19 protein-coding genes, 8 tRNA genes and 2 pseudogenes are annotated in these 23973 nt (G+C 44.2%); 20 read left to right on the top strand and 9 right to left on the bottom strand.

Features of this window, described 5'->3' with window-relative positions; translation table 11 throughout:
- Position 1: 1 nt before the first annotated feature.
- Complete coding sequence (locus Q9R21_RS03725) at positions 2-460, top strand: hypothetical protein (RefSeq protein WP_311203756.1); 459 nt, start codon at positions 2-4, stop codon at positions 458-460.
- A 65-nt stretch (positions 461-525) separates the two neighbouring features.
- Here Q9R21_RS03725 and dapE read toward each other — a convergent pair whose 3' ends face one another.
- The 3 genes from dapE to Q9R21_RS03710 all read right to left on the bottom strand — a co-directional run bounded on the left by dapE (position 526) and on the right by Q9R21_RS03710 (position 2924).
- Positions 526-1662, bottom strand: coding sequence for a succinyl-diaminopimelate desuccinylase (gene dapE, locus Q9R21_RS03720; protein ID WP_085064467.1), 1137 nt, complete (start codon positions 1660-1662; stop codon positions 526-528).
- A gap of 121 nt (positions 1663-1783) precedes the next feature.
- Positions 1784-1936, bottom strand: a complete 153-nt coding sequence (locus Q9R21_RS03715; RefSeq protein WP_004280704.1) for an entericidin A/B family lipoprotein — start codon at positions 1934-1936, stop codon at positions 1784-1786.
- Between the two features lie 112 nt (positions 1937-2048).
- Positions 2049-2924, bottom strand: coding sequence for a DUF1853 family protein (locus Q9R21_RS03710; protein WP_311203755.1), 876 nt, complete (start codon positions 2922-2924; stop codon positions 2049-2051).
- An 87-nt stretch (positions 2925-3011) separates the two neighbouring features.
- Here Q9R21_RS03710 and Q9R21_RS03705 point away from each other — a divergent pair.
- The 11 genes and pseudogenes from Q9R21_RS03705 to Q9R21_RS03655 all read left to right on the top strand — a co-directional run.
- Positions 3012-3365 (top strand): annotated as a pseudogene (locus tag Q9R21_RS03705) (YbaN family protein); the annotation flags it as partial.
- 125 nt (positions 3366-3490) lie between these two features.
- On the top strand, positions 3491-4024 hold the full coding sequence (elsL, locus tag Q9R21_RS03700) for a cell wall-recycling L,D-carboxypeptidase ElsL (RefSeq protein ID WP_004731981.1): 534 nt from the start codon (positions 3491-3493) through the stop codon (positions 4022-4024).
- A 493-nt stretch (positions 4025-4517) separates the two neighbouring features.
- Positions 4518-4593, top strand: a tRNA-Val gene (locus Q9R21_RS03695).
- 28 nt (positions 4594-4621) lie between these two features.
- Positions 4622-4698, top strand: a tRNA-Asp gene (locus tag Q9R21_RS03690).
- 48 nt (positions 4699-4746) lie between these two features.
- Positions 4747-4823, top strand: a tRNA-Asp gene (locus Q9R21_RS03685).
- A 21-nt stretch (positions 4824-4844) separates the two neighbouring features.
- Positions 4845-4920, top strand: a tRNA-Val gene (locus Q9R21_RS03680).
- A 14-nt stretch (positions 4921-4934) separates the two neighbouring features.
- Positions 4935-5011, top strand: a tRNA-Asp gene (locus Q9R21_RS03675).
- Between the two features lie 69 nt (positions 5012-5080).
- Positions 5081-5156, top strand: a tRNA-Val gene (locus Q9R21_RS03670).
- Between the two features lie 12 nt (positions 5157-5168).
- Positions 5169-5245, top strand: a tRNA-Asp gene (locus Q9R21_RS03665).
- A 106-nt stretch (positions 5246-5351) separates the two neighbouring features.
- Positions 5352-5427: transfer RNA gene (locus tag Q9R21_RS03660), tRNA-Val, on the top strand.
- A 72-nt stretch (positions 5428-5499) separates the two neighbouring features.
- On the top strand, positions 5500-5961 hold the full coding sequence (locus Q9R21_RS03655; protein WP_005104048.1) for a DUF2750 domain-containing protein: 462 nt from the start codon (positions 5500-5502) through the stop codon (positions 5959-5961).
- Positions 5962-5986: 25 nt separating this feature from the next.
- Here the strand turns inward: Q9R21_RS03655 and Q9R21_RS03650 are convergent.
- From Q9R21_RS03650 to yccS, 4 genes and pseudogenes are all read right to left on the bottom strand, one after another.
- A pseudogene (locus Q9R21_RS03650) lies at positions 5987-6782 on the bottom strand (YdcF family protein).
- A gap of 98 nt (positions 6783-6880) precedes the next feature.
- Entirely contained in the window at positions 6881-9511 is a 2631-nt protein-coding gene (locus Q9R21_RS03645) for a sulfite reductase flavoprotein subunit alpha (protein WP_311203753.1), read from the bottom strand.
- Positions 9512-9680: 169 nt separating this feature from the next.
- On the bottom strand, positions 9681-10241 hold the full coding sequence (locus tag Q9R21_RS03640; protein WP_004280696.1) for a YcxB family protein: 561 nt from the start codon (positions 10239-10241) through the stop codon (positions 9681-9683).
- A gap of 85 nt (positions 10242-10326) precedes the next feature.
- Positions 10327-12501 carry a YccS family putative transporter gene (gene yccS, locus Q9R21_RS03635; protein ID WP_311203752.1) on the bottom strand — a complete coding sequence of 725 codons (2175 nt, stop codon included), beginning with the start codon at positions 12499-12501 and terminating at the stop codon, positions 10327-10329.
- A 138-nt stretch (positions 12502-12639) separates the two neighbouring features.
- On the opposite strand from yccS, the gene Q9R21_RS03630 reads away from it, so the two are divergent.
- Positions 12640-13857 (top strand): multidrug effflux MFS transporter, encoded by a 1218-nt coding sequence (locus Q9R21_RS03630; protein WP_311203751.1) that lies wholly within the window; start codon positions 12640-12642, stop codon positions 13855-13857.
- Between the two features lie 78 nt (positions 13858-13935).
- On the opposite strand, the gene Q9R21_RS03625 is transcribed toward Q9R21_RS03630, so the two are convergent.
- The gene (locus Q9R21_RS03625) at positions 13936-14643 is read right to left on the bottom strand and encodes a nitroreductase (RefSeq protein ID WP_311203750.1); all 708 of its coding nucleotides are present in this window, start codon (positions 14641-14643) and stop codon (positions 13936-13938) included.
- 903 nt (positions 14644-15546) lie between these two features.
- Here Q9R21_RS03625 and gltS point away from each other — a divergent pair.
- Both gltS and Q9R21_RS03615 read left to right on the top strand, forming a co-directional pair.
- Positions 15547-16785: a sodium/glutamate symporter gene (gene gltS / locus Q9R21_RS03620; RefSeq protein WP_004731964.1), complete on the top strand. Its 1239-nt coding sequence runs from the start codon at positions 15547-15549 to the stop codon at positions 16783-16785.
- A gap of 45 nt (positions 16786-16830) precedes the next feature.
- A complete protein-coding gene (locus tag Q9R21_RS03615) occupies positions 16831-18306 on the top strand; it encodes an alanine/glycine:cation symporter family protein (protein WP_311203749.1) in 1476 nt (491 codons plus the stop codon).
- Positions 18307-18359: 53 nt separating this feature from the next.
- Here Q9R21_RS03615 and chrA read toward each other — a convergent pair whose 3' ends face one another.
- Positions 18360-19565 carry a chromate efflux transporter gene (gene chrA / locus Q9R21_RS03610; RefSeq protein ID WP_311203748.1) on the bottom strand — a complete coding sequence of 402 codons (1206 nt, stop codon included), beginning with the start codon at positions 19563-19565 and terminating at the stop codon, positions 18360-18362.
- A 123-nt stretch (positions 19566-19688) separates the two neighbouring features.
- On the opposite strand from chrA, the gene Q9R21_RS03605 reads away from it, so the two are divergent.
- The 5 genes from Q9R21_RS03605 to Q9R21_RS03585 all read left to right on the top strand — a co-directional run bounded on the left by Q9R21_RS03605 (position 19689) and on the right by Q9R21_RS03585 (position 23972).
- The gene (locus Q9R21_RS03605; protein WP_311203747.1) at positions 19689-20693 is read left to right on the top strand and encodes a patatin-like phospholipase family protein; all 1005 of its coding nucleotides are present in this window, start codon (positions 19689-19691) and stop codon (positions 20691-20693) included.
- Positions 20694-21032: 339 nt separating this feature from the next.
- Positions 21033-21209 carry a hypothetical protein gene (locus Q9R21_RS03600; protein ID WP_004731959.1) on the top strand — a complete coding sequence of 59 codons (177 nt, stop codon included), beginning with the start codon at positions 21033-21035 and terminating at the stop codon, positions 21207-21209.
- Positions 21210-21496: 287 nt separating this feature from the next.
- The gene (locus Q9R21_RS03595; RefSeq protein ID WP_004280680.1) at positions 21497-22018 is read left to right on the top strand and encodes an acyl-CoA thioesterase; all 522 of its coding nucleotides are present in this window, start codon (positions 21497-21499) and stop codon (positions 22016-22018) included.
- A 150-nt stretch (positions 22019-22168) separates the two neighbouring features.
- The gene (locus Q9R21_RS03590; RefSeq protein WP_224215658.1) at positions 22169-22732 is read left to right on the top strand and encodes a TetR/AcrR family transcriptional regulator; all 564 of its coding nucleotides are present in this window, start codon (positions 22169-22171) and stop codon (positions 22730-22732) included.
- Positions 22733-22772: 40 nt separating this feature from the next.
- Positions 22773-23972, top strand: coding sequence for an MFS transporter (locus Q9R21_RS03585; RefSeq protein ID WP_311203746.1), 1200 nt, complete (start codon positions 22773-22775; stop codon positions 23970-23972).
- Position 23973 lies beyond the last annotated feature (1 nt).

The following is a 23973-nucleotide window of genomic DNA, read 5'->3' as shown; positions in this document are numbered from 1 at the left end:
TATGAGTCAGACCAATTCAAGCAGTAAAATGGCTGATCAGATTAGCCAGCAGGAACTTCAGCATCTGATTACGGTATCGACCGGATTTATAGATGCCTATATTATTGACTGTCATGGCAAAGATCCGATGTTATTGCCACAAAACATTGTCCTGTCAGCACTGGATAGCAATACTCAGGTCAAGACAGTGGAATGGCATGAGGCACAGTTGCCGGTCTATGCAGTGAATGATCCTTCACGTCAAAATGGGGTGGCACTGGTGATTGAGGGTGATGAAATCAATCAGCGCTTCGCCTTGATGTGTAATGAAATGCCGAAAACCATCCGGATTCGTATTTCCGAAGTGGTTGATGTCGATCAGCCGGTGAATGATCCTGCTATCTTTCAATATGTGCGCATGAATGAACAGCTGTTCCATATTCCGAATATGATGAATATTCAGGCTACAATCGGGCTGTAATCCAAGCTATAAAATATAAAAAAGGAACTCTATGGAGTTCCTTTTTTATTGCGTTATGAATTTACTTAATTGGCGAGTAAATTCACTAGAATCTGCTCATAGATTTCAGCCAATGGCTCTAAGTCTGCAATATCGACATGTTCATTGATCTGATGAATCGTGGCATTCAATACGCCAAGTTCCAGTACCTGTGCGCCGGTAGGGGCAATAAAGCGGCCATCTGAGGTACCGCCCGAAGTCGATAGTTCAGTTTCAGTCCCCGTCACATTCAGAATGGCGGTTTTAGCTGCATTTACTAGTTCACCAACTGGCGTCAGGAAAGGCAGGCCAGATAAAGTCCAAGAAATGTCATAGTCCACACCATGACGATCCAGAATTTCTAAAGTACGTACTTTGAGTTCTTCGGCGGTCACTTCAGTTGAATAACGCCAGTTGCACAATAGGTTCATGGTGCCGGGAACAACATTGGTTGCGCCTGTACCCGAATTGATATTGGAAATCTGGAAGGTCGTCGCCGGGAAATATTCGTTGCCATGATCCCAGACTGTGTCGCACAGTTCAGCAATGGCTTTAGAGGCGGTATGAATCGGATTCACGGCCAGATGCGGATAAGCCACATGACCCTGTTTGCCTTTGACTGTAAGGTTGGCATTTAATGAACCACGACGGCCATTTTTGACTATATCGCCCAGTTTATTAGTACTTGACGGTTCACCGACCAGACACCAGGTAATTTTCTCATTACGCGCTTCCAGTGTTTCAATCACTTTCACCGTGCCGTTAATCGATGGACCTTCTTCATCTGAAGTAATCAGGTAGGCAATCGAACCTTTGTGATTCGGATATTTTTCAACAAAACGTTCTGTTGCAACTACCATGGCTGCCAAAGCTGTCTTCATGTCGGCACTGCCACGACCATAAAGTTTGCCTTCACGGATTTCTGGTAAAAAAGGATCTGAGTTCCAGGCATCCAGATTCCCTGTTGGCACGACATCGGTATGGCCAGCGAAACAGAAGACCGGACCTTCTGTGCCTTTGCGTGCCCAGATATTATCTACATCTTCAAAGCGCATGGATTCAATATTGAAACCAATCTTCTTTAAACGTTCAGCCATGATGTTCTGGCAGTCATGATCAATCGGTGTGACAGAAGGCTGACGTAATAGTTGCAGGCTTAAATCGAGGGTAGCGGAAGAGCTCATACGGTATTCAACAGTCGATAATTTTTTCGGCTCTATAATAGGCGAATATAGGCTTGAATGTGAACGACTGATATAAAAAAACCCTATCTGGGATAGGGTTCTGTGAGCGTTTAGAAAAAAACTAGTTTTGACGGATTTCGTCAGAGGTTTTTTCAGCAGTATTGGTTACCGCATCGCCAGCTTTAGACACATCTTTGCCCATGCCTTTTACGGTGTTACAGCCAGTCAATACAAAAGCCATCATTAATGAAGCAGCAAGAATTTTTTTCATCATCATCTCCGTATAATCAATAATAAAATTATTATGATGTGGGACTTAGAGTAGAAAATATACGCTCTAAAAAATATGTGGTTTTCATAGTGCTTCGGTTAATAAATGTAATGCTTTATAGGGGCTTATGCGATGGATGCTGGATCAGCACCGGATTGCGATACATATAAAAGTCATTGCTATCGACCTTTTTATAGAGGCCATCCGTCCACCAGATCGCAGCTGAACTGCTCGGCCGGGCTTGCGGATAAATCCATTCATGTCGTTGCAGACGATAGAAACCGTGCTGTGCAGCAGGAATATGCTGTCCCCATAAGCCCAGACGACGCTCGGTATTGATCCATGAGGGAATTGGTTGATCAGCATGATGTGTAGGCAAATACAGCTGTCCCTTGAGGACGCAAAACCGTCTTTGAATGGGATGCTGCAAAGCCTCATCAAACTGGAATTGTTTTTGTGTGAAATGTTTCATTTTTCTGATTAAAGTATCGGTGCGGTTCAGGCCATACCAATGCGGCAGACTAAAATCGGCTTCGGCCAGATAATACTTCAATGCCACTTCCCAATGTTCAATCTGTCCTGTATCGGTATTGAATAGCAGAAAATCCAGCTCGCCCAAGGTCTTTGCACCCTCAATTTTCTGCAGACTATGACCAAGCAGCCGATAGGGATGGTAAGCATCATCGAGCAACCAGAACCAGACCAGCATTTCAAAACGCAGCCCCAAACGTGTGCTTTTCAGTTGCTGCACAAATTCAATTAATTCTTCTGGGTGCTGATCAAGAAACTCTAAACGTGGATGGTAACGGCTCAGATAGTGCTGCCAGGTCTGGCTGTCATGCAGTTCAAAGTGATGTATAAGCTCAAGTTCATCCGGAATGCCGGACAGGATATTCGGACTGCCGACAGCGAATGCCAGTTGACGCACCAGAGGATGTTGATAACGTTGCCATGCCTCTACAAGATTTTGGTTTAAACTGGAAAAGGGCATAGTACAACCTGTGAAAAGTGCAGAAATACAACGGACAGTATCGGAAAACGCTTTATACTACCTGAATTCTGCGGTTAGGGTTGATGTATGAAAGTGTTGTTTTGGCGAAGTCTGGTGGTGCTTTTTGTGATCCTGGGCTTTATCGGTGCAATCCTGCCGGGTATGCCAACAACGGTCTTTTTGATTCTGGCCGCCTGGGCCTCATCCAAAGGCTGGCCACAAATGGATGACTGGTTATTGAATCATCCCAAATATGGTCCGACCTTAAGAGATTGGCGTGCCCACGGTACTGTACCGCGTAAGGCCAAATGGCTGGCCAGTATCATGATGCTGATCAGCGGGATCATCATGCTGTTTACTACTGCACCCTTGGCCGTAAAAGCCTTTACCAATATTACGATGCTGATCGTCGCGATCTGGTTATGGCGACGCCCTGAACCGAATCAGATCATTATTCAGCAAAATACAGTTGACCCAGAAAAGACAGATCTACCAACAGCGCCATCTGAACATAATCAGTTAAACCCTATAAAGCCAAATAAAATAGAGTCTGAGAATAACAAGTCATGAATACCTTGCATCTGGATCAAGCCGATATCCTGATTGATCTTGCCCAACAAAAACTGTATCTGCCCCGTCTAAACAAGCAATATCTGATTTCCAGTGGTAAAAATGGCATTGGTGAAACTGAAAATAGTGGCAAGACTCCTCGTGGCTGGCACAAGATTGCTGAAAAGTTTGGTCAGAATGCTCCCTTAAATAGTGTATTTGTCGCACGTCAGGCGACGGGTGAAATTTATAATCCCCAATTGGCGGCAGAATTCCCGCAGCGGGACTGGATCCTGACGCGCATTTTATGGCTGAGTGGCCTTGAAGCGGGTTTTAATCAAGGCGAGGGCTGCGATACCTATCAGCGTTATATCTATATTCATGGCACCCCAGAAACCGAAAAGATGGGAGAGCCGCTGTCGCACGGCTGTATCCGTATGCGTAATCCGGAGGTCGCTGAATTATTTGACCTGATCAGTGAAGATGCACTGGTCTATATTTCAGAACAGGCATTAGATCTGGGCAGGCTGAATGTTTCGAAAAGCGAATAAAAGTTAGATTTTAAGATTATGTGAAAATGGTTTTGTTTTTATGGACTGAATCTGCTTGGTGGAGACAGCAGAAAAGATTGATTAATCTGATCCAGATGGTATTTTTATCGCATGGAATGGGTTAAATGATTATTTGAAGCTTAGATTTACTGGCATTTTCTGAATAAAAATAAATGACAGTTGAAAGATTACATGAACACAACGTCGAGTATTTTAAAGCTTTGTATAATCCTTAATCAGAATTGCAATATGTCGTGTGGTTAGACTGAAACTTCGCAGGGTAAAACACAAAATTTCGCTTCAATTTTCATTTTGAAAATTAAAAAATTTCGGTAGAGACTTAAAAAATAAACAAAAAGTGTTGTTTTTTTTAACAAACAACCTATTTTTTAATCACTCACACCTAAAAAGTGGAAAACATTCCGAAAAGCGTTTGACAGGCTGTGCAGATTCTCTATAATGCACCCATCAAACGATGATAGACGTTTAGAAAGGGCGCTTAGCTCAGTTGGTAGAGCGTCTGCCTTACAAGCAGAATGTCGGCGGTTCGATCCCGTCAGCGCCCACCAAGCTCTTTCATGTTGAGACCTTATAGTTGCAGCGGTAGTTCAGTTGGTTAGAATACCGGCCTGTCACGCCGGGGGTCGCGGGTTCGAGCCCCGTCCGCTGCGCCACTTTAAGATCTTGATTTTCGTTTGCCACAATAGCGACATTGTGTAAATGCAGCGGTAGTTCAGTTGGTTAGAATATCGGCCTGTCACGCCGAGGGTCGCGGGTTCGAGCCCCGTCCGCTGCGCCATTTATACGATAGACCTTTTGAGGGCGCTTAGCTCAGTTGGTAGAGCGTCTGCCTTACAAGCAGAATGTCGGCGGTTCGATCCCGTCAGCGCCCACCAGATTCTTTTGCGATGCAGCGGTAGTTCAGTTGGTTAGAATACCGGCCTGTCACGCCGGGGGTCGCGGGTTCGAGCCCCGTCCGCTGCGCCATTTCAAAAGAAATTAAATTGAGGTCCCTGAGCCTGAATTTAATAAACTAAAGATTGACACTCTTTATCAGGGCGCTTAGCTCAGTTGGTAGAGCGTCTGCCTTACAAGCAGAATGTCGGCGGTTCGATCCCGTCAGCGCCCACCAGATTCTTACGATGCAGCGGTAGTTCAGTTGGTTAGAATACCGGCCTGTCACGCCGGGGGTCGCGGGTTCGAGCCCCGTCCGCTGCGCCATCTTAAGATGAAAAGCTTGGATTCCTGAGATCTGAGTTTTCAAGATACCAAGACTACATTCCTTGTTGGTCTTGCGTCATTTAAAACAACGTTGTTGTTTTTCTCAGGGCGCTTAGCTCAGTTGGTAGAGCGTCTGCCTTACAAGCAGAATGTCGGCGGTTCGATCCCGTCAGCGCCCACCATATCTTCTTGCTTCAACTCTATTTATTCCTTAGAATCTGATTCTATTATAATAATATTAAGATTTCACGATTATGAGAAATCCCTATCAGCGCAAAGCCGCGACCAAATCCCAAAAAACTGCTTTCGATCCTCAACAGCTTTATAAGCAATATATTGAAGCCATTGTTGCCAATGCTGGCATTTTTGCACTCTACCAAGATGGCTGGGCCTTATGTGCCACGCCTACCGGACAACGCGCATTTGCCTGCTGGCAAAGTAAAGGTCTGGCTCGACTGCTGATTAAAGACAATTGGGCAAATTACGAGATTCAGGAAATTGGTCTCAAGGATTTTGTAGAGAAAGTCATTCCCTTTTTACGTCAGGAAAGTACCATTGTTTCGCTTGACCTGACCCCGGAAGGGCAGAATATTCTGGTGGCACCCGAAAAATTATTACTTGATATCAAAAATTATCTGTATCAGATTTATGTGCAAAAACCTGAACTGTTTAAAAATCCGGATATGCCTTTGCCTAGGCAGATCCGTTTAAATTAAATTTATTGTTTTTAAAACAGCTTGTTTATTGGAACAATGAATATTCATTCAGTAGCCAGCCACTAATCAAAGCAAAATATTCGCGTAACCAGGAATTATAGCGAACATTCTGGGGTGTGCTGGCACTCAGGCTGATGACTTGTTGATAACCCTGATGTCTGGCAATGGCGCGAGCACGAGGGCTGTGAAAATCGCTGATGACAATCGCAATTGGCTCATTTCGATCAATATGTTGCTGTTTTAATATTGCCTGAGAATATTGCAGGTTCTGTTGGGTACTCCTGCTTTGATCTTCTAGGCTAATGGGGTTGTTGAGCTGCGGATAGTTCGTATGGATATAACTTTGCATGACTTCAGCTTCGCTCTGTCTCTCCCAGAAATTTCGTCCACCGGTCATAATGATTAAAGTCTTCGGATATCGTTCTGCATATTTTGCTGCGGTATCCAGACGATTTTTTAAGATGGGTGAGGGCTGACCCTGATTAATACCACTACCTAATACTAAAATCGCTGCAGCAGGTCGTGCCGGAACAGTCGGGTTGATTGACATCTGGATATAAGCGAAGAAAGCAGCGACACTGATGATCCAGAATAGAAATCCGCCTCAGAGACTGTTCCAGAACAAGGTTCTGAATCGGGAATTCTGTTTCCAGCGCTGAATAGATGAAAAAAAACAAGGCATACAGGATGAATGCCACCCCAATGAAGGTAGACAAGGCAATAGCAAAATGCCTCTGACCTTGGCTCAGTAACCAGACGCTATTGAGACATAGAATCAAGCCAAAGATCAGGCTAAGACTTCGTTTAAGTTGATTGAGCATCCAGAGTTCCTTTTTTCTTATTCATATTCTTATTATTGCTTTTGTATCTTCAATAAAAACCGGGCCATTGAGCCCGGTTTTTAGCATATCAGGTTATCTTAATATACATCACGGCGATAACGTCCATCCAGACGTAATTGATCTAGCATTGTTTCACCGAGAATCTCAATCAGGGCCTGATCCACATCGCTGGCCATGCCATTGATGCTACCACAGACATAAATCACTGCACCTTGAGCAATCCAAGCTTTTAGTTCTTCAGCCTGTTCACGCAGTTTATGGTGTACATAAACTTTTTCCTGCTGGTCGCGCGAGAATGCAAGATCGAGACGTTTCAGGGTTCCCATTTGCAGCCAGGCCTGAATGGTTTCTTCAAAGAAGAAGTCGTGTTCACGCTGACGTTCACCGAAGATCAGCCAGTTCTGGCTATAGTCCTGACGGTTACGCGCACTGAGCAGACTTAATAGTCCGGCAATGCCGGTACCATTACCAATACAGATAATCGGGCGGTTGTCATCAATCAGGTGGAAAGATTTATTGCTGCGAATACGCAGTGCAATGGGCGCATTGAGAGCCGCATGCTGGGTCAGCCAGCCTGAACCCAATCCCAGATTACCACTAGCATCGGTTTGCTGACGTACCACCAGACGTAAAACCTGCTGGCTTGGAATACTGGCAATGGAGTATTCACGTGTTGCCAAAACCGGTAATTGCGTGAGGAGCTGATCCAGAGAATCAAAAGGTTCAGCCTGAGTCAGATCACGATCCCAGAGTGCCTGTTCAATATTCTGTTGCATAGAAGGTACTTGTGTACCCGCTGCTATCTGGTGCTTTTGCATAAATGCATGAATACGTTCTGGGCTATTTCCTGGCTGAATCTCGGCAATATCACCTGCTTGCCAGATGGCTTCATGTTCAGGGGTCAGTTCGATATTGAAAGCAGGCGCACCCAGACTACCCGGATTGAGGACTTCACGTTTACTCAAACTCCAGCGATCAAAGGTCTTATCGATATTCATCGCTTGTAGCTCAAGTCGAGTGACTTGTGCCAGTGCACTATTCCATTGCTGGATATGCTCGTTATTGGCATTGTCGACTTCAATCGTATTGAATAGCTGCTGGGCACCATTCTGTTTTAACCACTGATCGATACGGTGGCCAAAACTGCAATAACTGTCTGGATATTCCTGAGAACCCAAGGCCAAAACTGCATAACTTAAATGGCTGAGATCAGCTTGAGCAGACAGGATTTTTTTCTCAAAAGAAGAGGCCAGATCTGGTGCTTCGCCCGTGCCATAGGTACTAGCAACAAATAATACCTGTTCGGTTTGCTGTAAATCGGCAAGCGTCAGTTGCTGTACCGGCTTGACGGTTACCGGTTGACGTGCTTCCTGCAGGGCAGTTGCTGTACGCCAAGCCAGCTGCTCAGAAACCCCTGTTTGTGAGGCATAAGCAATGAGCCATGGTTTAGCATTTTCATCCAGGTTCACTGCAGTCGCACCCTGACGTGCTGCCAGTGTTAAGCGTTTCTGCTTGCGACGTTTTAGATAGAGCATCCAGCCGGTTACGAAGAATAACGGCATCAACAAGGCTGCGACCATGGCAAAGAACTGGTAGATCGGGCCGAAGAAGCTGCCACGATGTACCGGTAACATGCTACTCATGATCTTTTCATTGAGCTTTTTGTCTTCATACAGCTCGACTTCGGTAAATTCAGCTGTCCGGTAATTATAAGTGGCACTGTTTCGTGCACGTTCATGTTGAGCGATCGGATCGACGAAGTTCAGTTGCATTTCGCCATCCGGTTTTTTCGGAAGGTTAAACGTTACGGTAGAATACTTATCTGAAAATTCATTGTTAAAGCCAATCCAGCTCTGGTCTAGCGCACGGGCAGTAGCTTCAGGGCTGAGACCTTCACGGCCTTCACCACCAGCACCGCGTTCGCCACCTTGGCGGCCTTCGCCTCGTACTTCACCTTCGGCACGCGGACCACGTTCACCGCCTGGACGTCCTTCACCACGGTTATTGCCGGCATTGGCCTGCATTTCCGGTTGCGGGCGTTCCACACCCAGCACTTTAAACATGCCATTGCGCCACCAGTCATAAGACCAGTACAGACCGGTACAGGCCAGAATCAGGTAGAAAATCACCACCCAGGTTCCCACAACAGCGTGCAGATCCCAGATAAAATTACGGCCTTTCAGTTGAGGTTTTACAAAGAACCATTGCTTGATCGAATGACGTTTCGGCCAGCGCAGGTACAGACCTGACAAGACAAAAAAGATCAGCATCAGGGTACAGGCACCGGTAATCTGCTTACCTACTGGACCAACCGTCAAATTACGATGCAGTTGCTGAACAAACTGGAAAAACTCCCGACCCTTAATCTCTGGCAAGACTTCCGCAGTATACGGGTTGATCATGATGTTCTGACCACGCCGTGCGCCTTCTTTGGCAACATTCACGGTACTCGAAGCACTTGGATCTTGTGCCACGGTAATACTGTTGATCTTCATGTCAGGCGCAGTACGGTTAAAGTGCTGATACAGCTCGGAAGGCGTGAGTTTGTCACGTTGCCGAACCTGAACCGTATAACTGTCGCTATTCATCCATTTTAATATTTGTTGTTCATAGGAATAGATTGCGCCAGTGACCCCCATTATCGAGAGGATTAAACCTGCTGTAATCCCCAGAAACCAGTGGATTTGGAAAAATGTCTTTTTAAACATGGTCGTCAGATTAAGGGTGAGATCTATAAAAGTGGCAAAATTATAACTGAAGTTTAAGCTCGAATTATAGGTGTTGAGGATAATATTTATTCTCATTATCATTTATTGTTTTGAGATTAAAAAAACCTCCATGCCGGGACAGGAGGTTTTTCACTGAAGAAAGAACAGTTTAGATTTGTTTTGCTGCGCCGACTTCTGCTTCCAGATGCTTGCGAATCGTGGCGAAAGAGAAGTTTTTGCTGTCCAGACGTTTCGGCAGGATATATGCACCTTGCTGGCCTTTTACTTTGAAATTGACCAACATGAATTCTGGTGTGTTGTACCATTCATAGATGTCTTTCCAGCTAATCGCGCCAACACCTTCTTGCATGCCCATTTTCTGGCGCATCACGATGCCGTGCGGTTGCACGCCCAGGCGAACACCTTTGATTTCCTGTACCGGAAATTCATTCATCTTGCGTTTAACATACCATTCCAGACCAAAGGTACGGATCAGGTAATACAACACCACACAGACAATGGCCACCCAGCAGAACACGGTAGAATAGTTCTTCAGGAGCAGAATGCCCAGAATAGAAAGTGCAACAACAGCACCCATGATCAGCCATGCTTTCATGCCAATTTTATTGGTACTACGCCAGATCACCAGCTGAGCATGACGCTGCTCGGCTTCTGAAATTTCATAGTTCACAGGCTGTAGGGTATAAGCGTATAAATTTTTCGCGGTCATAATGAAATTAGCAGATTTTAAACTGTAAAAAGTTTAGCACTAATTGTACCAATTCAGTGAGTATATTGTTCCAAAATCAGCCAAATTATAATGAACCTAATTCAGTTGCCTGTTCATCACGCTCATGGCTCAAACTTTGTTTCAGTTGGCTCAACTGCTTTAAAATACTGAACATTAAAGACAGTTGCTGCAAAATGATCAGGGATTTCTGATCTTGCTCCTGATCTTGAGCCAGGCGCTGGCGAATATGGGCAATCATATTTTGCGCACTTAAATCGGGCATTTCATCTCTTAGCAATGCACCACGAATGTTCTCAAGTGCTTTGTCCAGTAAATTCAGAATGTCCTGATCTTCAATTTTTTCCCGGTGTGCGCCCAGTGCAGCAATATAACTGATAAAAGTATGGTTCAGACAAAGGAACTCAAAGGCTAGCGATTTTTGTACCGGATCAATATCCGGTTCAGTGGCCAGTGTCGAAATTAGTGAAGCCACCTCGGCATCGGTATTATGGGCCGCACGGCGCACAATCCGATATTTCAGGCCATTATTACGTCCTGATTTATACTGCTCGATTACTTCACTCAAATAATCTGCTTCTGCCTGCAAGCTGCGTTTGATACTGCGCGGCAAACGCCGGAACTTCCAGTCTGGAAAAATAAAACTGACGCCGAACCAGGCAATCGCACAGCCAATCAAGGTGTCGATCATACGCGGGATGGCCGCGGCATAGCCCATACCGTCCAGGTTGAAGTTGATCAGGGCTAAAATCGTGATAAAGGCGGTGGCTTGGGCATACTGTTTACTGCGTAATTCAAAGAACAGAATCCCGCTCAATACCAGAAGTAATAATTGTCCTTCGATGGAAGGCACAAAATACAGAATGGCATAACCGAGAATAATACCGACCAACGTACCGACAATACGCAGACGTAAACGCCGTTTGGTGGCGTTAAAGTTCGGCTGGCTGACAAAGAGTGCGGTCAATAAAATCCAGTAACCATATTCAATATTGCTGACCTGTACAAAAATATAGCTGATCAGCAGCACAATCGACAGGCGAATGGCATGCCGGAACAGCACCGATTCTGGGGTCAGATGCTGCTTAATCCGAATCTTGATGTCATCCCAGCCTTTCAGGTCATCATCTCTAAGCTGGTTCTCGATATGTTTGAAACGCTCGGACTTGATATTCTGCTCGGTTTCCAGGTTGCGTAACTGGGCATCAATCGATTTCAGGTTTTGAAACAGCGCAAACAGGGCACTGATCCAGACCTGATCATACTGCTGCTCCTGACGTAACTTATCCAGAGACTGTCTCAGGTTATCAAAGGCATGCTTGAAGCGCTGGTTATGTACATAAGGTTTGCGCATCAGCAAACTTTCACTCAGGTCCTTACAGGCTTTGCCCTGAATTGACATGATGCGCTGGAAGCGGAACAGGATATCGCTATGCTGGAAAATCTTGGCCAGTTTCTGATAATCAATATGCGCTGAATCGGCACGTTCATGAATATCCTGCGCGACAAAATAATATTGCAGGCTGCGACGGGTGTCTTTTTGCCCCCGGTCACCTTTCAGGCGAGTCAAAAGGGCAGTTTTCATCTCATTAAAAATCGCAATCAGTTTCCCATTTTCAAGCGAGAGTTCAATCATGCTTTGCTGATAGCTTTTCGGGGTCATGTCCACATCAAACAGATTGGACTTGGCATATAAAAAGTCACCGAGAGCAGAATAGGAAATGGCAAGCTTGTCTTGCGCCAGTCGGGCAGGGAAAATCAGGAAACTGATGGTCGACAGCAGACCGTACCACATCGCGCCGATGACCAATAAACCAGCCTGTTTATACCATTCATCAAACAGCTCCACCCCGAGCATGGAATAAACGGAAATCACCAGACAGCCGTAGGAAATCGTGGCATAGCGTCGCCCTAGTGAACCCAGCAAAATCAGGGCAATACAGGACACAATTAAGGCCAAGGCAAACAGCAAGGGATAAGGAAAAAGCAGATATACGCCTACTGCCGTAATAAAGAAGCCAATGTAGGTGTAGAGCAGATTTAAAATCCGCACCGAAAAGCGGTCATCAATATCGCTTAAACCGGCTGCGACCACCCCTAAAGTCAATGGGATCGTCATCAATTGTTGTCCCATAAAATAGGGAACAAAGGCGGTACCTGCAAATGCCGTCATCATGCGCAGGTTATACATCAAGGTCGTATTATAGGTGGTTTGCTTGAGACGAGTGAGCCAAGATTTCAAAGGTCGTCCTTTATACTGCAGTCTTAGAGCTGAATCTGAATAGGCTAATGAAAATAGTATATTTATAAATCTTCATTTCAGGCTAAATCATACTATGCACTGTGTTAATTTGTCTGCATATTAGCGCTTTAAATCTTCATGCTTATGACATCAAATAAAATAGTACAACAACCTTATGCCATGTCCTGGATTGTGTTGCTGGCGACCTTAAGTGCACTCGGGCCTTTGTCCATTGATATGTATCTTTCGGCCTTACCGGCCATGGCAGCAGATTTTGGTGTCAGCACCCAGATGGTTTCTAACAGCCTGCCGGCTTATTTCTTCGGTCTGGCGATCGGGCAACTGATTTATGGTCCGATCAGTGACCGGATTGGGCGTAAACCGCCACTGTATTTTGGGCTGTGTTTATACATTGTGGCAAGTTTGCTGTGTGTCTTTGCGCAGGATGAATGGAGTCTGATCGCTGCACGGATTCTGCAAGCCTTAGGTGGCTGTGTCGGGGTGGTCATGGCACGTGCTGCAATTCGTGATCGCCTGGATATGCATTCAGCAGCTCAGGCCTTTGCCAGCATGATGATTGTGACTGCGATTGCACCAATCATCGCTCCGAGTCTGGGGGCCTGGGTATTGATGTTTTATGAATGGAATGTGATCTTCTTGGTGCTGATGGGCTGCGGTCTGTTGAGTCTGGCCTGTGTACATTTTCTATTTAAAGAAACCCTGGAGCCAGAACGTCGTCTCAAGCTGAACTTCCAGCAGGTATTAAGTTTGTACCGTACTATTTTTCAGGATCCAAGCTTTCGACGCCCGCTCTATGCTGGCTGTTTTTCCGGTGCAGTGATGTTCTGTTATATCAGTGCTTCTTCTACCATTCTGATGCATCGTTATCAGCTGACTGAGCAGCAGTTTGCTTATGCCTTTGGTGCCAATGCCTTCGGGATCATGCTGTTTTCGACCTTGAATAAACGTCTGGCTGGGCGATTCTCGATATTACAGCGCCTGAAAATCGGCACCTGCCTGCAGTTTGCCGGTGTATTAGGGTTAATCTTACTCGGCTGTCTGGACGTCGATTCTGTGCTCTGGGTGTTGTTAGGCATGTTTATCGTGGTGGCATCTATCGGGTTTACTGGTCCGAATGCCATGGCTCTGGCAATGGCTGAACAGGGCGAGCGGGCAGGAACTGCCAGTGCGATTATGGGCAGTATGCAATTTTTTTGTGGATTACTGGGTGGTGTATTACTGAATTTTCTGATCTGGCATGCTTTATTGAATATGGCTTTGATCATGCTTGTTTTTGTCGGTATTTCCGCTTGGGCGATTTTTAAAATAAAGATGCCAATCTTGAAAAATACATAGATGCCGGGCGTTTTCTACAAATATTGAAAATGAAGGATTAAACAGAGGGCTAAGTGAATTGACTCAGCCCTCCTTACATCACTCATCGATAAATACGGCAAATTCCTCTACAGGAACGCGCGGGGTAATAAAGCTGTTAACAATTTGCTCTGGATCGGCATAACCCAGTGCCATACCGCAGACCAGCTCTTCATCATCGGGTGCGCCGACCAGATCAAGCACGATCGGGTGAAAGTGATTCCAGGCTGCCTGCGGGCAAGTGTCCAGACCGCGGGCCTTTGCAGCTAGCATGACATTCTGGATCATCATGGAAACATCCATTTTGGAACCGATCGCCAAAGAACGATGTACGGTAAAGAACAGGCCGACAGGTGCATCAAATAATTCAAAATTACGCAGTTGCTGACGCGCCATTTTTTCCTTTTCACCTTTTTGAATATTCAGCAAGCCATATAAACCCCAGCCATTTTCACGACGACGTTCAATAAATGGCGAGATCCATTGTTCAGGATAATAGGCAAAAGTTTCCTGATACTGCTGTGACAATTCTGGATTTGCGTAGATTTGCATTTGTGCCTGACAAACACGTTGCACGAGTTCATCACGCTTTTTACCTGTTACCACATACACTTTCCAGGGTTGGGTATTGGTTCCTGAGGGCGCGCGGCTGGCCACCGTCAAAATCTCTTTTAAGGTGTCTGTACTAACGGGGGTATTTAAAAAAGCACGCACTGAATGGCGAGAGGTGATAGTGTGATCTACAGCATGAACAAGATTTTGATCCATTATGGGGTCCAGTCGAATATCCTTATTGAGTTTGCAATGACTATAAACTAAACAAACAGAAGGGGGGATAGGAAAATTTCATTGTTTACCGGATGATAAAAATGATTTATCCAAAAAATGGCCAAAGAGTACTTATTTGGCCTTCTAAAATACGAGTTTAGTCCTCTAAATGATCAGAATAAATATTGTTATGAAAATTGTCTTTAAGTGAAAAAAATAGCTTAAATCCCAAGTGCTTGAACCATTCAACAATAACAATTTCACACAGAGAACTGGTTTATTTTGACTGAAAATCAAGATAATTTAATTTCAAGATCCCTGTTTCATTCCGTGTTGAGTAAAAGATTAATATTTTTTTTGAATTAAAATATAGATTAATCTTCATATAAAAATGAGAATTTATAATTATTTTTTATAGATAAATTAACTATTGCTAATAAAAAGAAATAAAACTTGATACAAAGAAACAGCATAATGTACGACTTTTCATCTTAATTCATGCATTTTGTGATGAAGATCTGTTTTAAATAGCGCGATTCCAGATGGCTTGAATGAAGTCTTTAGGTTGAAAGCACTCATCAAGCACTGAATGTTTTTTTTGAGCTTAAAACACAGTTTTTTTACCAACATGCGCGTCTGTTTGAAAATTGTCTGCAATTTTCCAACAGACTGAGTATCGGAATAGAAAAGGTGTTGCTTTTATAAATCTCTCATTTGTTGAATATGATCGTGATGATGATATTCATAAGTTTAAAAGAGATGATAAATCGGTTTGTTTTTCTAATGGTGATAGATCAAATCAGGATATTTCCAGATAAAGATCTAATGAGCGAGCTAGAGATCTAGCGCACTCCCTCACTTTTAGAACAATAAAAAATTCAAAATCATCTTGGGCAAAAAATTATGGATTTTACTTTTAACGCATTTTATACCTTGATTGCCGCAGTCATTGTTTTGTTACTCGGCCGATTCCTGGTTAATAAAATCGATTTTTTAAGACGTTACAATATTCCTGAGCCGGTTGCGGGCGGTTTGGTTGCGGCGATTATCTCATTGCTGGTGCATTCATTGTGGGGATATAGCATCACCACCAGTGCAGAATTACAAACCAGCTTTATGCTGATTTTCTTTGCTTCGATTGGTCTGAGTGCCAACTTTTCCAAGTTGCGTGAAGGTGGGATCGGTCTGGTTATTTTCCTGTTTGCTGTTTCGGCTTTCATTATTTTGCAAAATGCGGTCGGCATGAGTCTGGCAACATTATTGGGTATTGACCCGTTGATTGGCCTGATTGCAGGCTCAGTTACCTTAACCGGTGGTCATGGTACTGCGGGTGCATGGGGGGAAATTTTTGAAGTTGAACATGGTATTCAAGGTGCTTTGGCACTAGGTATGGCCAGTGCGACTTTTGGATTGATTATCGGCGGTATTATTGGCGGACCTTTAGCCAAGTTGCTGATCAACCGTTATAACCTGGCGACTGCGCGTACCGATCAGCAAATTGAAACGCGTGACAATACGCCAATGGACAGCACCACCAGCGAATATGTACCGTTTGAATATCCGCATCAGGTGCGTTTAATTACCGCTGATAATGCAATCACGACCTTGGGTCTATTTGCAGGCTGTTTGGCTTTTGCAGAGTTTATGACGGGTTTCAGTAAAGGTACTGCATTTGAACTGCCAACATTTGTCTGGGCATTGGCGGGTGGTGTCATCCTGCGTAATGTACTGGAAGGTGTTTTCAAAGTTCAGATTTTCGATCGCGCGATTGATGTGTTTGGTAATGCTTCATTGTCGCTGTACTTGGCGATGGCATTGTTATCATTGAAATTATGGCAATTGGCTGACCTTGCAGGACCACTGATGGTAATTCTGGGTGCACAGACCATCACCATGGCTTTGTATGCCGGTTTTGTAACTTTCCGCATCATGGGTAAAAACTACGATGCTGCGGTACTTGCAGCAGGGCATTGTGGTTTCGGTATGGGCGCAACGCCAACAGCGGTTGCCAATATGCAGGCGATTACCAATATGTATGGTGCGTCGCATAAGGCCTTCCTGATTGTTCCATTATGTGGTGCGTTCTTCGTTGACTTAATCAATGCTACTGTTATTCAGATGATTTTGAAGTTTTTTGCATAATTTTTATGCCTGATACGATGAGTCATAGGCTCATAAGGATGTGACATGAATGATCAGTTAAATGAAACCTTACTCGGCTGGATTAATGCCCTGAATGGCCCTTTATGGGATTTTCTGGTGGTGTTTCTGGTCGCAGTCGGTATTTTCTACACGATCATGACGGGTGCAGTACAAATTCGTTTGTTCTGGCACAGCATGAAAGTCATGAAAAATAGCCGTGGCAAGGTTCAGGATACGCACGGCATTACCCCGTTTCAGGCCTTTGTCACTGGACTGGCAAGCCGGGTCGGGGTGGGCAATGTCGCGGGTGTCGCCATTGCGATTGCGATTGGTGGCCCCGGTGCCGTTTTCTGGATGTGGTTTACTGCCTTTTTGGGCATGAGTTCTGCTTTTGTTGAATCCTCTTTGGCCCAGTTGTTTAAGGTGCGAGATAACAAAAACCAGCAATTCCGTGGTGGACCAGCTTATTACATTACCCAAGGCCTGAAACAAAAATGGCTCGGGATTGTCTTTGCGATTGCATTGATCACGACTTATGGTTTTGTCTTCAATGCAGTTCAGGCCAATGCCATTACCGGAGCAACCTCTCATGCCTGGGGCTGGGATCAGGCGAACCTGATTCTGCCATTAGGCGGCCTGAATCTGGAAATTTCCTGGGTCGGATTGTTTCTGGTATTGATGACTGCGGTGATCATTTTTGGCGGGATTAAACGGATTGCGAAAGTTGCGGAAAGCTTTGTGCCGTTTATGGCTGTGCTTTATCTGGCTGTGGCTTTGTATATTGCGGTCATCAATTACGATCTGCTCCCATCCATCTTCCAGCTCATTTTCAGTAAAGCCTTTGAATTTGAAGCCGCCGCTGGTGGTTTCTTTGGTGCCATGGTGTCTATGGCCATGATGATGGGGATCAAGCGTGGTCTGTTCTCTAACGAGGCGGGGATGGGTTCGGCACCGAATGCTGCTGCAGCTTCCGATGTCAAACATCCGGTCAACCAGGGTCTGGTACAGATGCTCGGAGTATTTGTAGATACCTTTGTGGTGTGTTCATGTACCGCGATTGTTATTCTGGTTTCGGGTCTGTATGAAAATGCAGGCTTTGAAGGCGTGACCTTGACCCAGATGGCACTCGAAAGCCAGATTGGTGCCTGGGGCGATGACTTCCTGGCTTTGATTCTGTTCCTGTTTGCCTATTCTTCGATTATCGGTAACTATGCCTATGCCGAAGGAAACGTCCAGTTCATTAATAACAATAGCCGAGTTATGTTGATTTTCCGTTTATTTGTATTGGTGATGGTGTATTTCGGTTCTATCGCCAGCGTGCCATTGATCTGGAATATGGCGGATCTGTTTATGGGTGTCATGGCAAGTATCAACTTGATTGCGATCCTGTTGCTGATGCCATTCCTGCTGATGCTACTCAAAGACTATACCGGTCAGTTGAAGCGCGGCGTGAAAGAGCCTGAATTTAAACTGGATAACCATCCTAAATTTAAAGACAAAGTCAAATCAGATATCTGGTAAGACTTGAAATAAAAAGCCCCGATCATTCGGGGCTTTTTGTGCCAAAGTTTTATTTAAAAGAAATTTAAATAACTTTGATAAAGTACAAAACCCAAAATCAGGTTGAACCAGACCGGTAATTTTGAACGTAGCAGGGCAATCATCACCGCGACAAAGACCAGGTCGGAGCCATAACTAAAATAACGTTGTGAAAGATCCAGCAATAAATATAGTAACAGACCCACCACTGCAGCATTGATGCCCATCACCGCCTGATGAATATGGCGCTGTTGCATTAGCCATGACCAGTAGGGCAAGGTGGCAAAGATCAAGAAAAATGAAGGTAAAAAGATTGCACAGGTTGCTAAAACTGCATTCAGCCAGACATAAGGCGTCCAAGGCAGCAAAGCACCAATATAACTGGCAAAACTGAATAAAGGTCCCGGCATGAGCTGGGCAAATGCATAGCCAAGATCAAAAGATTGTGCACTCACCAAACCGGTTGTGACAAAGTCCTGATGCAGCAAAGGTAAAATCACATGACCGCCACCAAACACCAGCGAGCCAGTCTGATAGAAATTGGAAAAAAATTGCAGCTCCGATTCACCCCATAATTTCCCTGCTAAGGGGAGTAGAATAAACGGCAAGATAAATGCCAGTAACCAATAGGGTGCAGCGGCAGATCGAATATACGGCGAGCTGATTGCCGTTTTGTTAATTTCTTTGGGTTTCGAATCTGATTGATAAAAATGTCCCGCCAAAAGTCCACAGACTGCGCCCAGCATAATCACAAGAATCTGATTAAAACTCACTGAAACGACTATCAGTAATGCGACAGAGAGGATTAAGACAGCATATTGCCAAGCTGATTTACAGAAGCTTCTCAGCATTTGCCAGAATGCCCAGGCGATGACAGAAAATACAATTAACTGGATGGTATGAAAGCTGTTTGAGTTTAAAATATGGAAATAGCTTTGACCCAAGAGCGCCACCAAGGTCATCAGAATCATTGAGGGTAGGGTAAAACCCAGCCATGCGATCACGGCACCAGTATAGCCCCGTTGCAGATAACCGATCGACAGCCCCACCTGACTGCTGCTCGGCCCGGGTAAAAGTTGTGCCAAAGCGACCAGTTGACTGTACTGGGTGTCATTCAACCATTGCAGTTGGGTTACAAATTTTCGGTGAAAAAATACCAGATGTGCTGCCGGACCGCCAAATGAAATGCAGCCCAGTTGCAGGAAAATCAGGAAAATCCGATACAGTGAGATTGAAGGCATACAGTTATGGGAAAAATGAAGATAAAGTAGCTGAACTGTATGACAGTTTTACGAAATTCTACAGACTATTTATGCATGTGTTTATACACTATGCCGCTTTAGATTAATGAGGACATTCTCTGCATGCAGAAATATGTGTTGAGTATGGTGATACTGGGTACATTTGGCCTAAGTGCTTGCCAAACGACCCCCATGACAGCCCAAGCGGCGACCAGTCATCTGCAACCTGCTGCACAACGCGGAGAAGCTCAGGCACGTCCGAATCAAATTGATTTTCAAAAGATCAAGCAAACCCAACAGCGTCCAGTAGTTGCTTTAGTCTTAGGCAGTGGCGGTGCGCGTGGCTATGCGCATATTGGTGCGCTGGAAGTACTGGAACAGGCGGGTATTCAACCAGATTTTATTGTCGGAACCAGTGCAGGTAGTATCGTTGGATCTATTTATGCGAGTGGTAAACCGGCGATTGAACTGCGCAATATTGCTCTCAGCATGCGACCAAATGATGTTCGTGATATCAAACTGGCCAGAAAAGGCTTTTTTGATGGCAAAAAAGTTGAAGACTATGTCAATTTGCAGGTCGATCAAACCCCGCTTGAAGCCATGAAAATCCCGATGTTTGTGGTAGCAACCGCGCTGAAAGAAGGCAAGAAAGTCGTCTTTAACCATGGCAATACCGGACAGGCGGTACGTGCTTCAGTCTCGATTCCGAGTATGTTTATTCCGACCATCATTCAAGGTAAAGAATATGTAGATGGTGGTCTAGTCAGTCCGGTGCCGGTCGATGTGGCACGTGAGTTGGGAGCCGACATTGTGATTGCGGTAGATATTCTGGCACAACCCATTCACACGGAAACCAGCAATGTCTGGGGACTGTTTAACCAGAACATCAATATTATGCAGCAACATCTGGCGCATGAAGAATTAAAGCATGCAGATGTGGTGATTCAGCCGGATTTACGCGAAAAAGGTCATATCTTTGATGTCCGTGGCAGGGAACTCACCATGCAGGCTGGTGCCGAGGCGACCCAGTTAAAGTTGATGGAAATTTCACAAGCCTACCAAAAACATGATTATGCTCAAGGACATCGCATTCCACAGTTTGTGGTACATGAACATCAAGCTCAATAAATCTTTTTTTTGAAATTTCTGTTTATCCCTATATCGCAGTATAGGGATATTCACTCAAAAGGATAACGGATCATCGGCTGTAACGCTTAACTGATTGTTATAAAAGATAAGATGATTGCCTATGTGTATCAGTCAGTCGGAATTATCGCAAAAGATAAAATTAATTTTAAATATAACAAATTGAATTATAAGTATATTGTTTTAAATAATAAGCCTTATTCGTCTTAAATCAAAATTTTAATATTATTATTCGTATACTTAAGTTGATCAAATATTCAAAAGCATCGATGTTCATGCCAGAATGCAGTTTGAAAAGATCACTACACAGATGTAGACATCATGATGCATATTAAAATTGGACAGCAGGTCAAACTGGCACAATTCGAACACTATATTTTTACAGTGACCGCGACCCATCAGGATGGTTCTTTTACCGTTGAAACAACCTTGGATGGTCAACAAATTTTAAGTTATCAGAACGTGGCACAGGAAATGCTCAGGCCAGTGATGCTTTAAATCACGCAGAGTCTTTTTATTTTCCTGAATTATTTTTGTTCAGCGCTTAAAACAGTGAAAAATTCTCAGTTGCGGTGTAATCAGCCGCAAATAAATAAGTGTTGATTTATTGGAACTTAACTTTCTAACTGAGATTTTAAGCAATTAAATATATTTTTTTCTGTATGAATACATTTTCTATATCAATAATTGTGATGCTTCATTTGCCGAATTGAACATTTTATTCATGTTAAAAACGCTATAATAATAAACGATAACCTTGTCATTCAAAGAGTTCAAAGAAAACGATGGCCCCTTTAGATCAAATTGCAGCAGTGTCGGATGACCAGTCAGAGTTAACGATGTCAGTTCTCATGACGCCAGATATGGCAAATTTTTCAGGAAATGTTCATGGTGGAACCATTCTGAAATTATTGGATCAGGTGGCGTATGCGTGTGCAAGTCGCTATTCGGGTAGTTATGTCGTGACCTTATCTGTAGACAAGGTGAATTTTAAAGAGCCGATTCACGTTGGTGAGCTGGTTACCTTTCTGGCCAGTGTGAATCATGTTGGCCGTACTTCAATGGAAATCGGGATTCGTGTAGAAGCCCAGAATATTCAAAAGAGAACGGTACGTCATACCAATAGCTGTTATTTCACCATGGTTGCGGTGGATGAAAATGGTAAACCAAAACAGATTCCAGCTTTGAACCTGGACAATGACTGGAAACGTTGCCGTTTTGAAGCAGCAGAACAGCGTAAAGTCGCGCGTTTGCAAGAAAATCATCATCCTTCATGCAGCATTTATAAAAAGACTGCACAGAGTTAAGTTAAATCGTGATTGAGAAAAGACCTTCATATGAAGGTCTTTTTTTTGCATCAATTTCAGTTTTTCACTGGAGCTTTGTTATTTTTTACCCTAATATAAAACGATACGTATCGTTTCGATTTTTAGATCTTAAAAGTTAAGTAGAAAAATATGAGCAGTGACGAAAAAAGTTCCCGGCGACAGCAGTGCATTTTACAGGCAGTCGCAGATGCGCTGGCAGAATGTGAATATCATCAGCTGACGATTGAAGATGTAGCGGCACGTGCCAGCGTTGGCAAGTCCACGATTTATCGCTGGTGGAAACATAAATCGGAACTGGTACTAGACACTTTCAAGCAACATACGGCTTCGGTATTTGAACTGGATACGTCTAAAAGCCTGAAAAGTAATCTTATTCAACAACTCAGTTCTTTATCTCAAGCACTGAATCATCCAGTGGGGCGGGCTTTACTGGTAGTGATTGCTAATCACCGCGAACTGGCAGGTGAATTCTTTCAGCAATATCTCTTGCCACGTCGACAACAGACCCATCAACTGATTCAGCAAGCGATTGAACGGGGAGAAATACACCCGGATTATCCTTTTGATTTGATGCTGGATACCTTATACGGCCCGATTCATTACCAGATTATTTTTTTCAACCGGATTCCAGATGAACACTATATCCAGAATCTGGTCGAGTTGGCTTTGCATCCTGTTACTGTCCAAGTCTGAGTTTGTGCTATTTCCCTACAAATTTTAAAAGTTGGTGATTATGTCAGTTAGCGCTGAGCGGTTATGGAATCGCTCATTTATCTTGTGCTTATTCAATAATTTTTTCCTGTTCGTTTATTACTTTGCCTTACTGACCATCTTGCCGATTTACATCATGAAAGATCTGGGCGGTTCGGTAAAAGAAGCTGGGTTGGCACTGACGCTATTTTTGGCCTCTTCGATTGCGATTCGGCCATTTTCCGGCATGATCATCGAAAAGCTCGGCAAGAAAATCTCGATGCGCGGCGCAGGTGTGATTTTTGCCTTATTTGCCTTTAGTTATTTGCTGATAGATAGCATGTGGTCGCTGTTACTGGTGCGCTTTTTACATGGCATCTGGTTCAGTATTTTGACCACGGTGGCAGTACCCGTCGCTAATGAATTTATTCCTGAACAGCGCAAAGGTGAGGGCATGGGCTATTTCGTCATGTCGACCAATCTGGGTGTGGTTTTTGGGCCCTTGCTGGCATTGACCGTAATTCAGTTCACCAGCTTCAAAGTCTTATTTGGCATTCTTGCCGTTATCATTTCTTTGGGGCTCATTTTCTGTTGGATACTCAAAATCACAGAGTTACCAAAACCTGAAGCTATAAGCACAGAAAAAACCAGCTTGAGCTTGCAGGATATTCTGGAAGTCAAAGTTCTGGCGGTAAGTTTTGTGGCTTTACTAACCGCTTTTGCCTACTCGGGCATCATGAGTTTTATTACTGCATTTAGTGAAACCAAGCAGCTTTTGGGCTATACCAGCGTATTCTTTATTGTATTTGCAGCATCCATGTTGCTGGTCAGACCTTGGGTTGGAAAGATTTATGACCGTAAGGGACCCAGTGCGGTGATTTATCCTTCATTTATTTTCTTTGCCATTGGTCTGGTGATTGTCAGTCTGATTTCCAATCAATGGATATTATGGTTGTCGGCAGTGTTTATTGGCATCGGTTATGGTTCACTATTCCCATGTTTGCAGACCTTGGCCATTCAGTCGGTCGACAAGCAGCGTATGGGACATGCGATTTCAACCTTCTTTACCCTGTTTGATCTGGGTTTAGCCATCGGTTCCGTGGCCATGGGAGTATTGATTGCCTATTGGGGCTTTGAAACTACCTATGTTTTGAGTGCTGTACTCGTTATTGTGACGATATTGGTTTATCGTCAGTATGTTGCCAAAAAGCAAAATAAGCGCCCGGCAAGTTTGGAGTTATAAA

It is taken from the genome of Acinetobacter sp. RG5 (genome assembly GCF_031844265.1).
Lineage (GTDB): Bacteria > Pseudomonadota > Gammaproteobacteria > Pseudomonadales > Moraxellaceae > Acinetobacter.
Note: the sequence above shows the minus strand (reverse complement) of the source record. Positions and strands in the feature narration are given on the sequence as shown.

What these genes read in the sequence shown, in the direction of transcription:
- Q9R21_RS03725 (WP_311203756.1), top strand. Translation starts at nt 2, where the DNA reads ATGAGTCAGACCAATTCAAGCAGTAAAATGGCTGATCAGATTAGCCAG.
- dapE (WP_085064467.1), bottom strand. Translation starts at nt 1,662, where the DNA reads ATGAGCTCTTCCGCTACCCTCGATTTAAGCCTGCAACTATTACGTCAG.
- Q9R21_RS03715 (WP_004280704.1), bottom strand. Translation starts at nt 1,936, where the DNA reads ATGATGAAAAAAATTCTTGCTGCTTCATTAATGATGGCTTTTGTATTG.
- Q9R21_RS03710 (WP_311203755.1), bottom strand. Translation starts at nt 2,924, where the DNA reads ATGCCCTTTTCCAGTTTAAACCAAAATCTTGTAGAGGCATGGCAACGT.
- elsL (WP_004731981.1), top strand. Translation starts at nt 3,491, where the DNA reads ATGAATACCTTGCATCTGGATCAAGCCGATATCCTGATTGATCTTGCC.
- Q9R21_RS03655 (WP_005104048.1), top strand. Translation starts at nt 5,500, where the DNA reads ATGAGAAATCCCTATCAGCGCAAAGCCGCGACCAAATCCCAAAAAACT.
- Q9R21_RS03645 (WP_311203753.1), bottom strand. Translation starts at nt 9,511, where the DNA reads ATGTTTAAAAAGACATTTTTCCAAATCCACTGGTTTCTGGGGATTACA.
- Q9R21_RS03640 (WP_004280696.1), bottom strand. Translation starts at nt 10,241, where the DNA reads ATGACCGCGAAAAATTTATACGCTTATACCCTACAGCCTGTGAACTAT.
- Q9R21_RS03630 (WP_311203751.1), top strand. Translation starts at nt 12,640, where the DNA reads ATGCTTATGACATCAAATAAAATAGTACAACAACCTTATGCCATGTCC.
- Q9R21_RS03625 (WP_311203750.1), bottom strand. Translation starts at nt 14,643, where the DNA reads ATGGATCAAAATCTTGTTCATGCTGTAGATCACACTATCACCTCTCGC.
- gltS (WP_004731964.1), top strand. Translation starts at nt 15,547, where the DNA reads ATGGATTTTACTTTTAACGCATTTTATACCTTGATTGCCGCAGTCATT.
- Q9R21_RS03615 (WP_311203749.1), top strand. Translation starts at nt 16,831, where the DNA reads ATGAATGATCAGTTAAATGAAACCTTACTCGGCTGGATTAATGCCCTG.
- chrA (WP_311203748.1), bottom strand. Translation starts at nt 19,565, where the DNA reads ATGCCTTCAATCTCACTGTATCGGATTTTCCTGATTTTCCTGCAACTG.
- Q9R21_RS03605 (WP_311203747.1), top strand. Translation starts at nt 19,689, where the DNA reads ATGCAGAAATATGTGTTGAGTATGGTGATACTGGGTACATTTGGCCTA.
- Q9R21_RS03600 (WP_004731959.1), top strand. Translation starts at nt 21,033, where the DNA reads ATGATGCATATTAAAATTGGACAGCAGGTCAAACTGGCACAATTCGAA.
- Q9R21_RS03595 (WP_004280680.1), top strand. Translation starts at nt 21,497, where the DNA reads ATGGCCCCTTTAGATCAAATTGCAGCAGTGTCGGATGACCAGTCAGAG.
- Q9R21_RS03590 (WP_224215658.1), top strand. Translation starts at nt 22,169, where the DNA reads ATGAGCAGTGACGAAAAAAGTTCCCGGCGACAGCAGTGCATTTTACAG.
- Q9R21_RS03585 (WP_311203746.1), top strand. Translation starts at nt 22,773, where the DNA reads ATGTCAGTTAGCGCTGAGCGGTTATGGAATCGCTCATTTATCTTGTGC.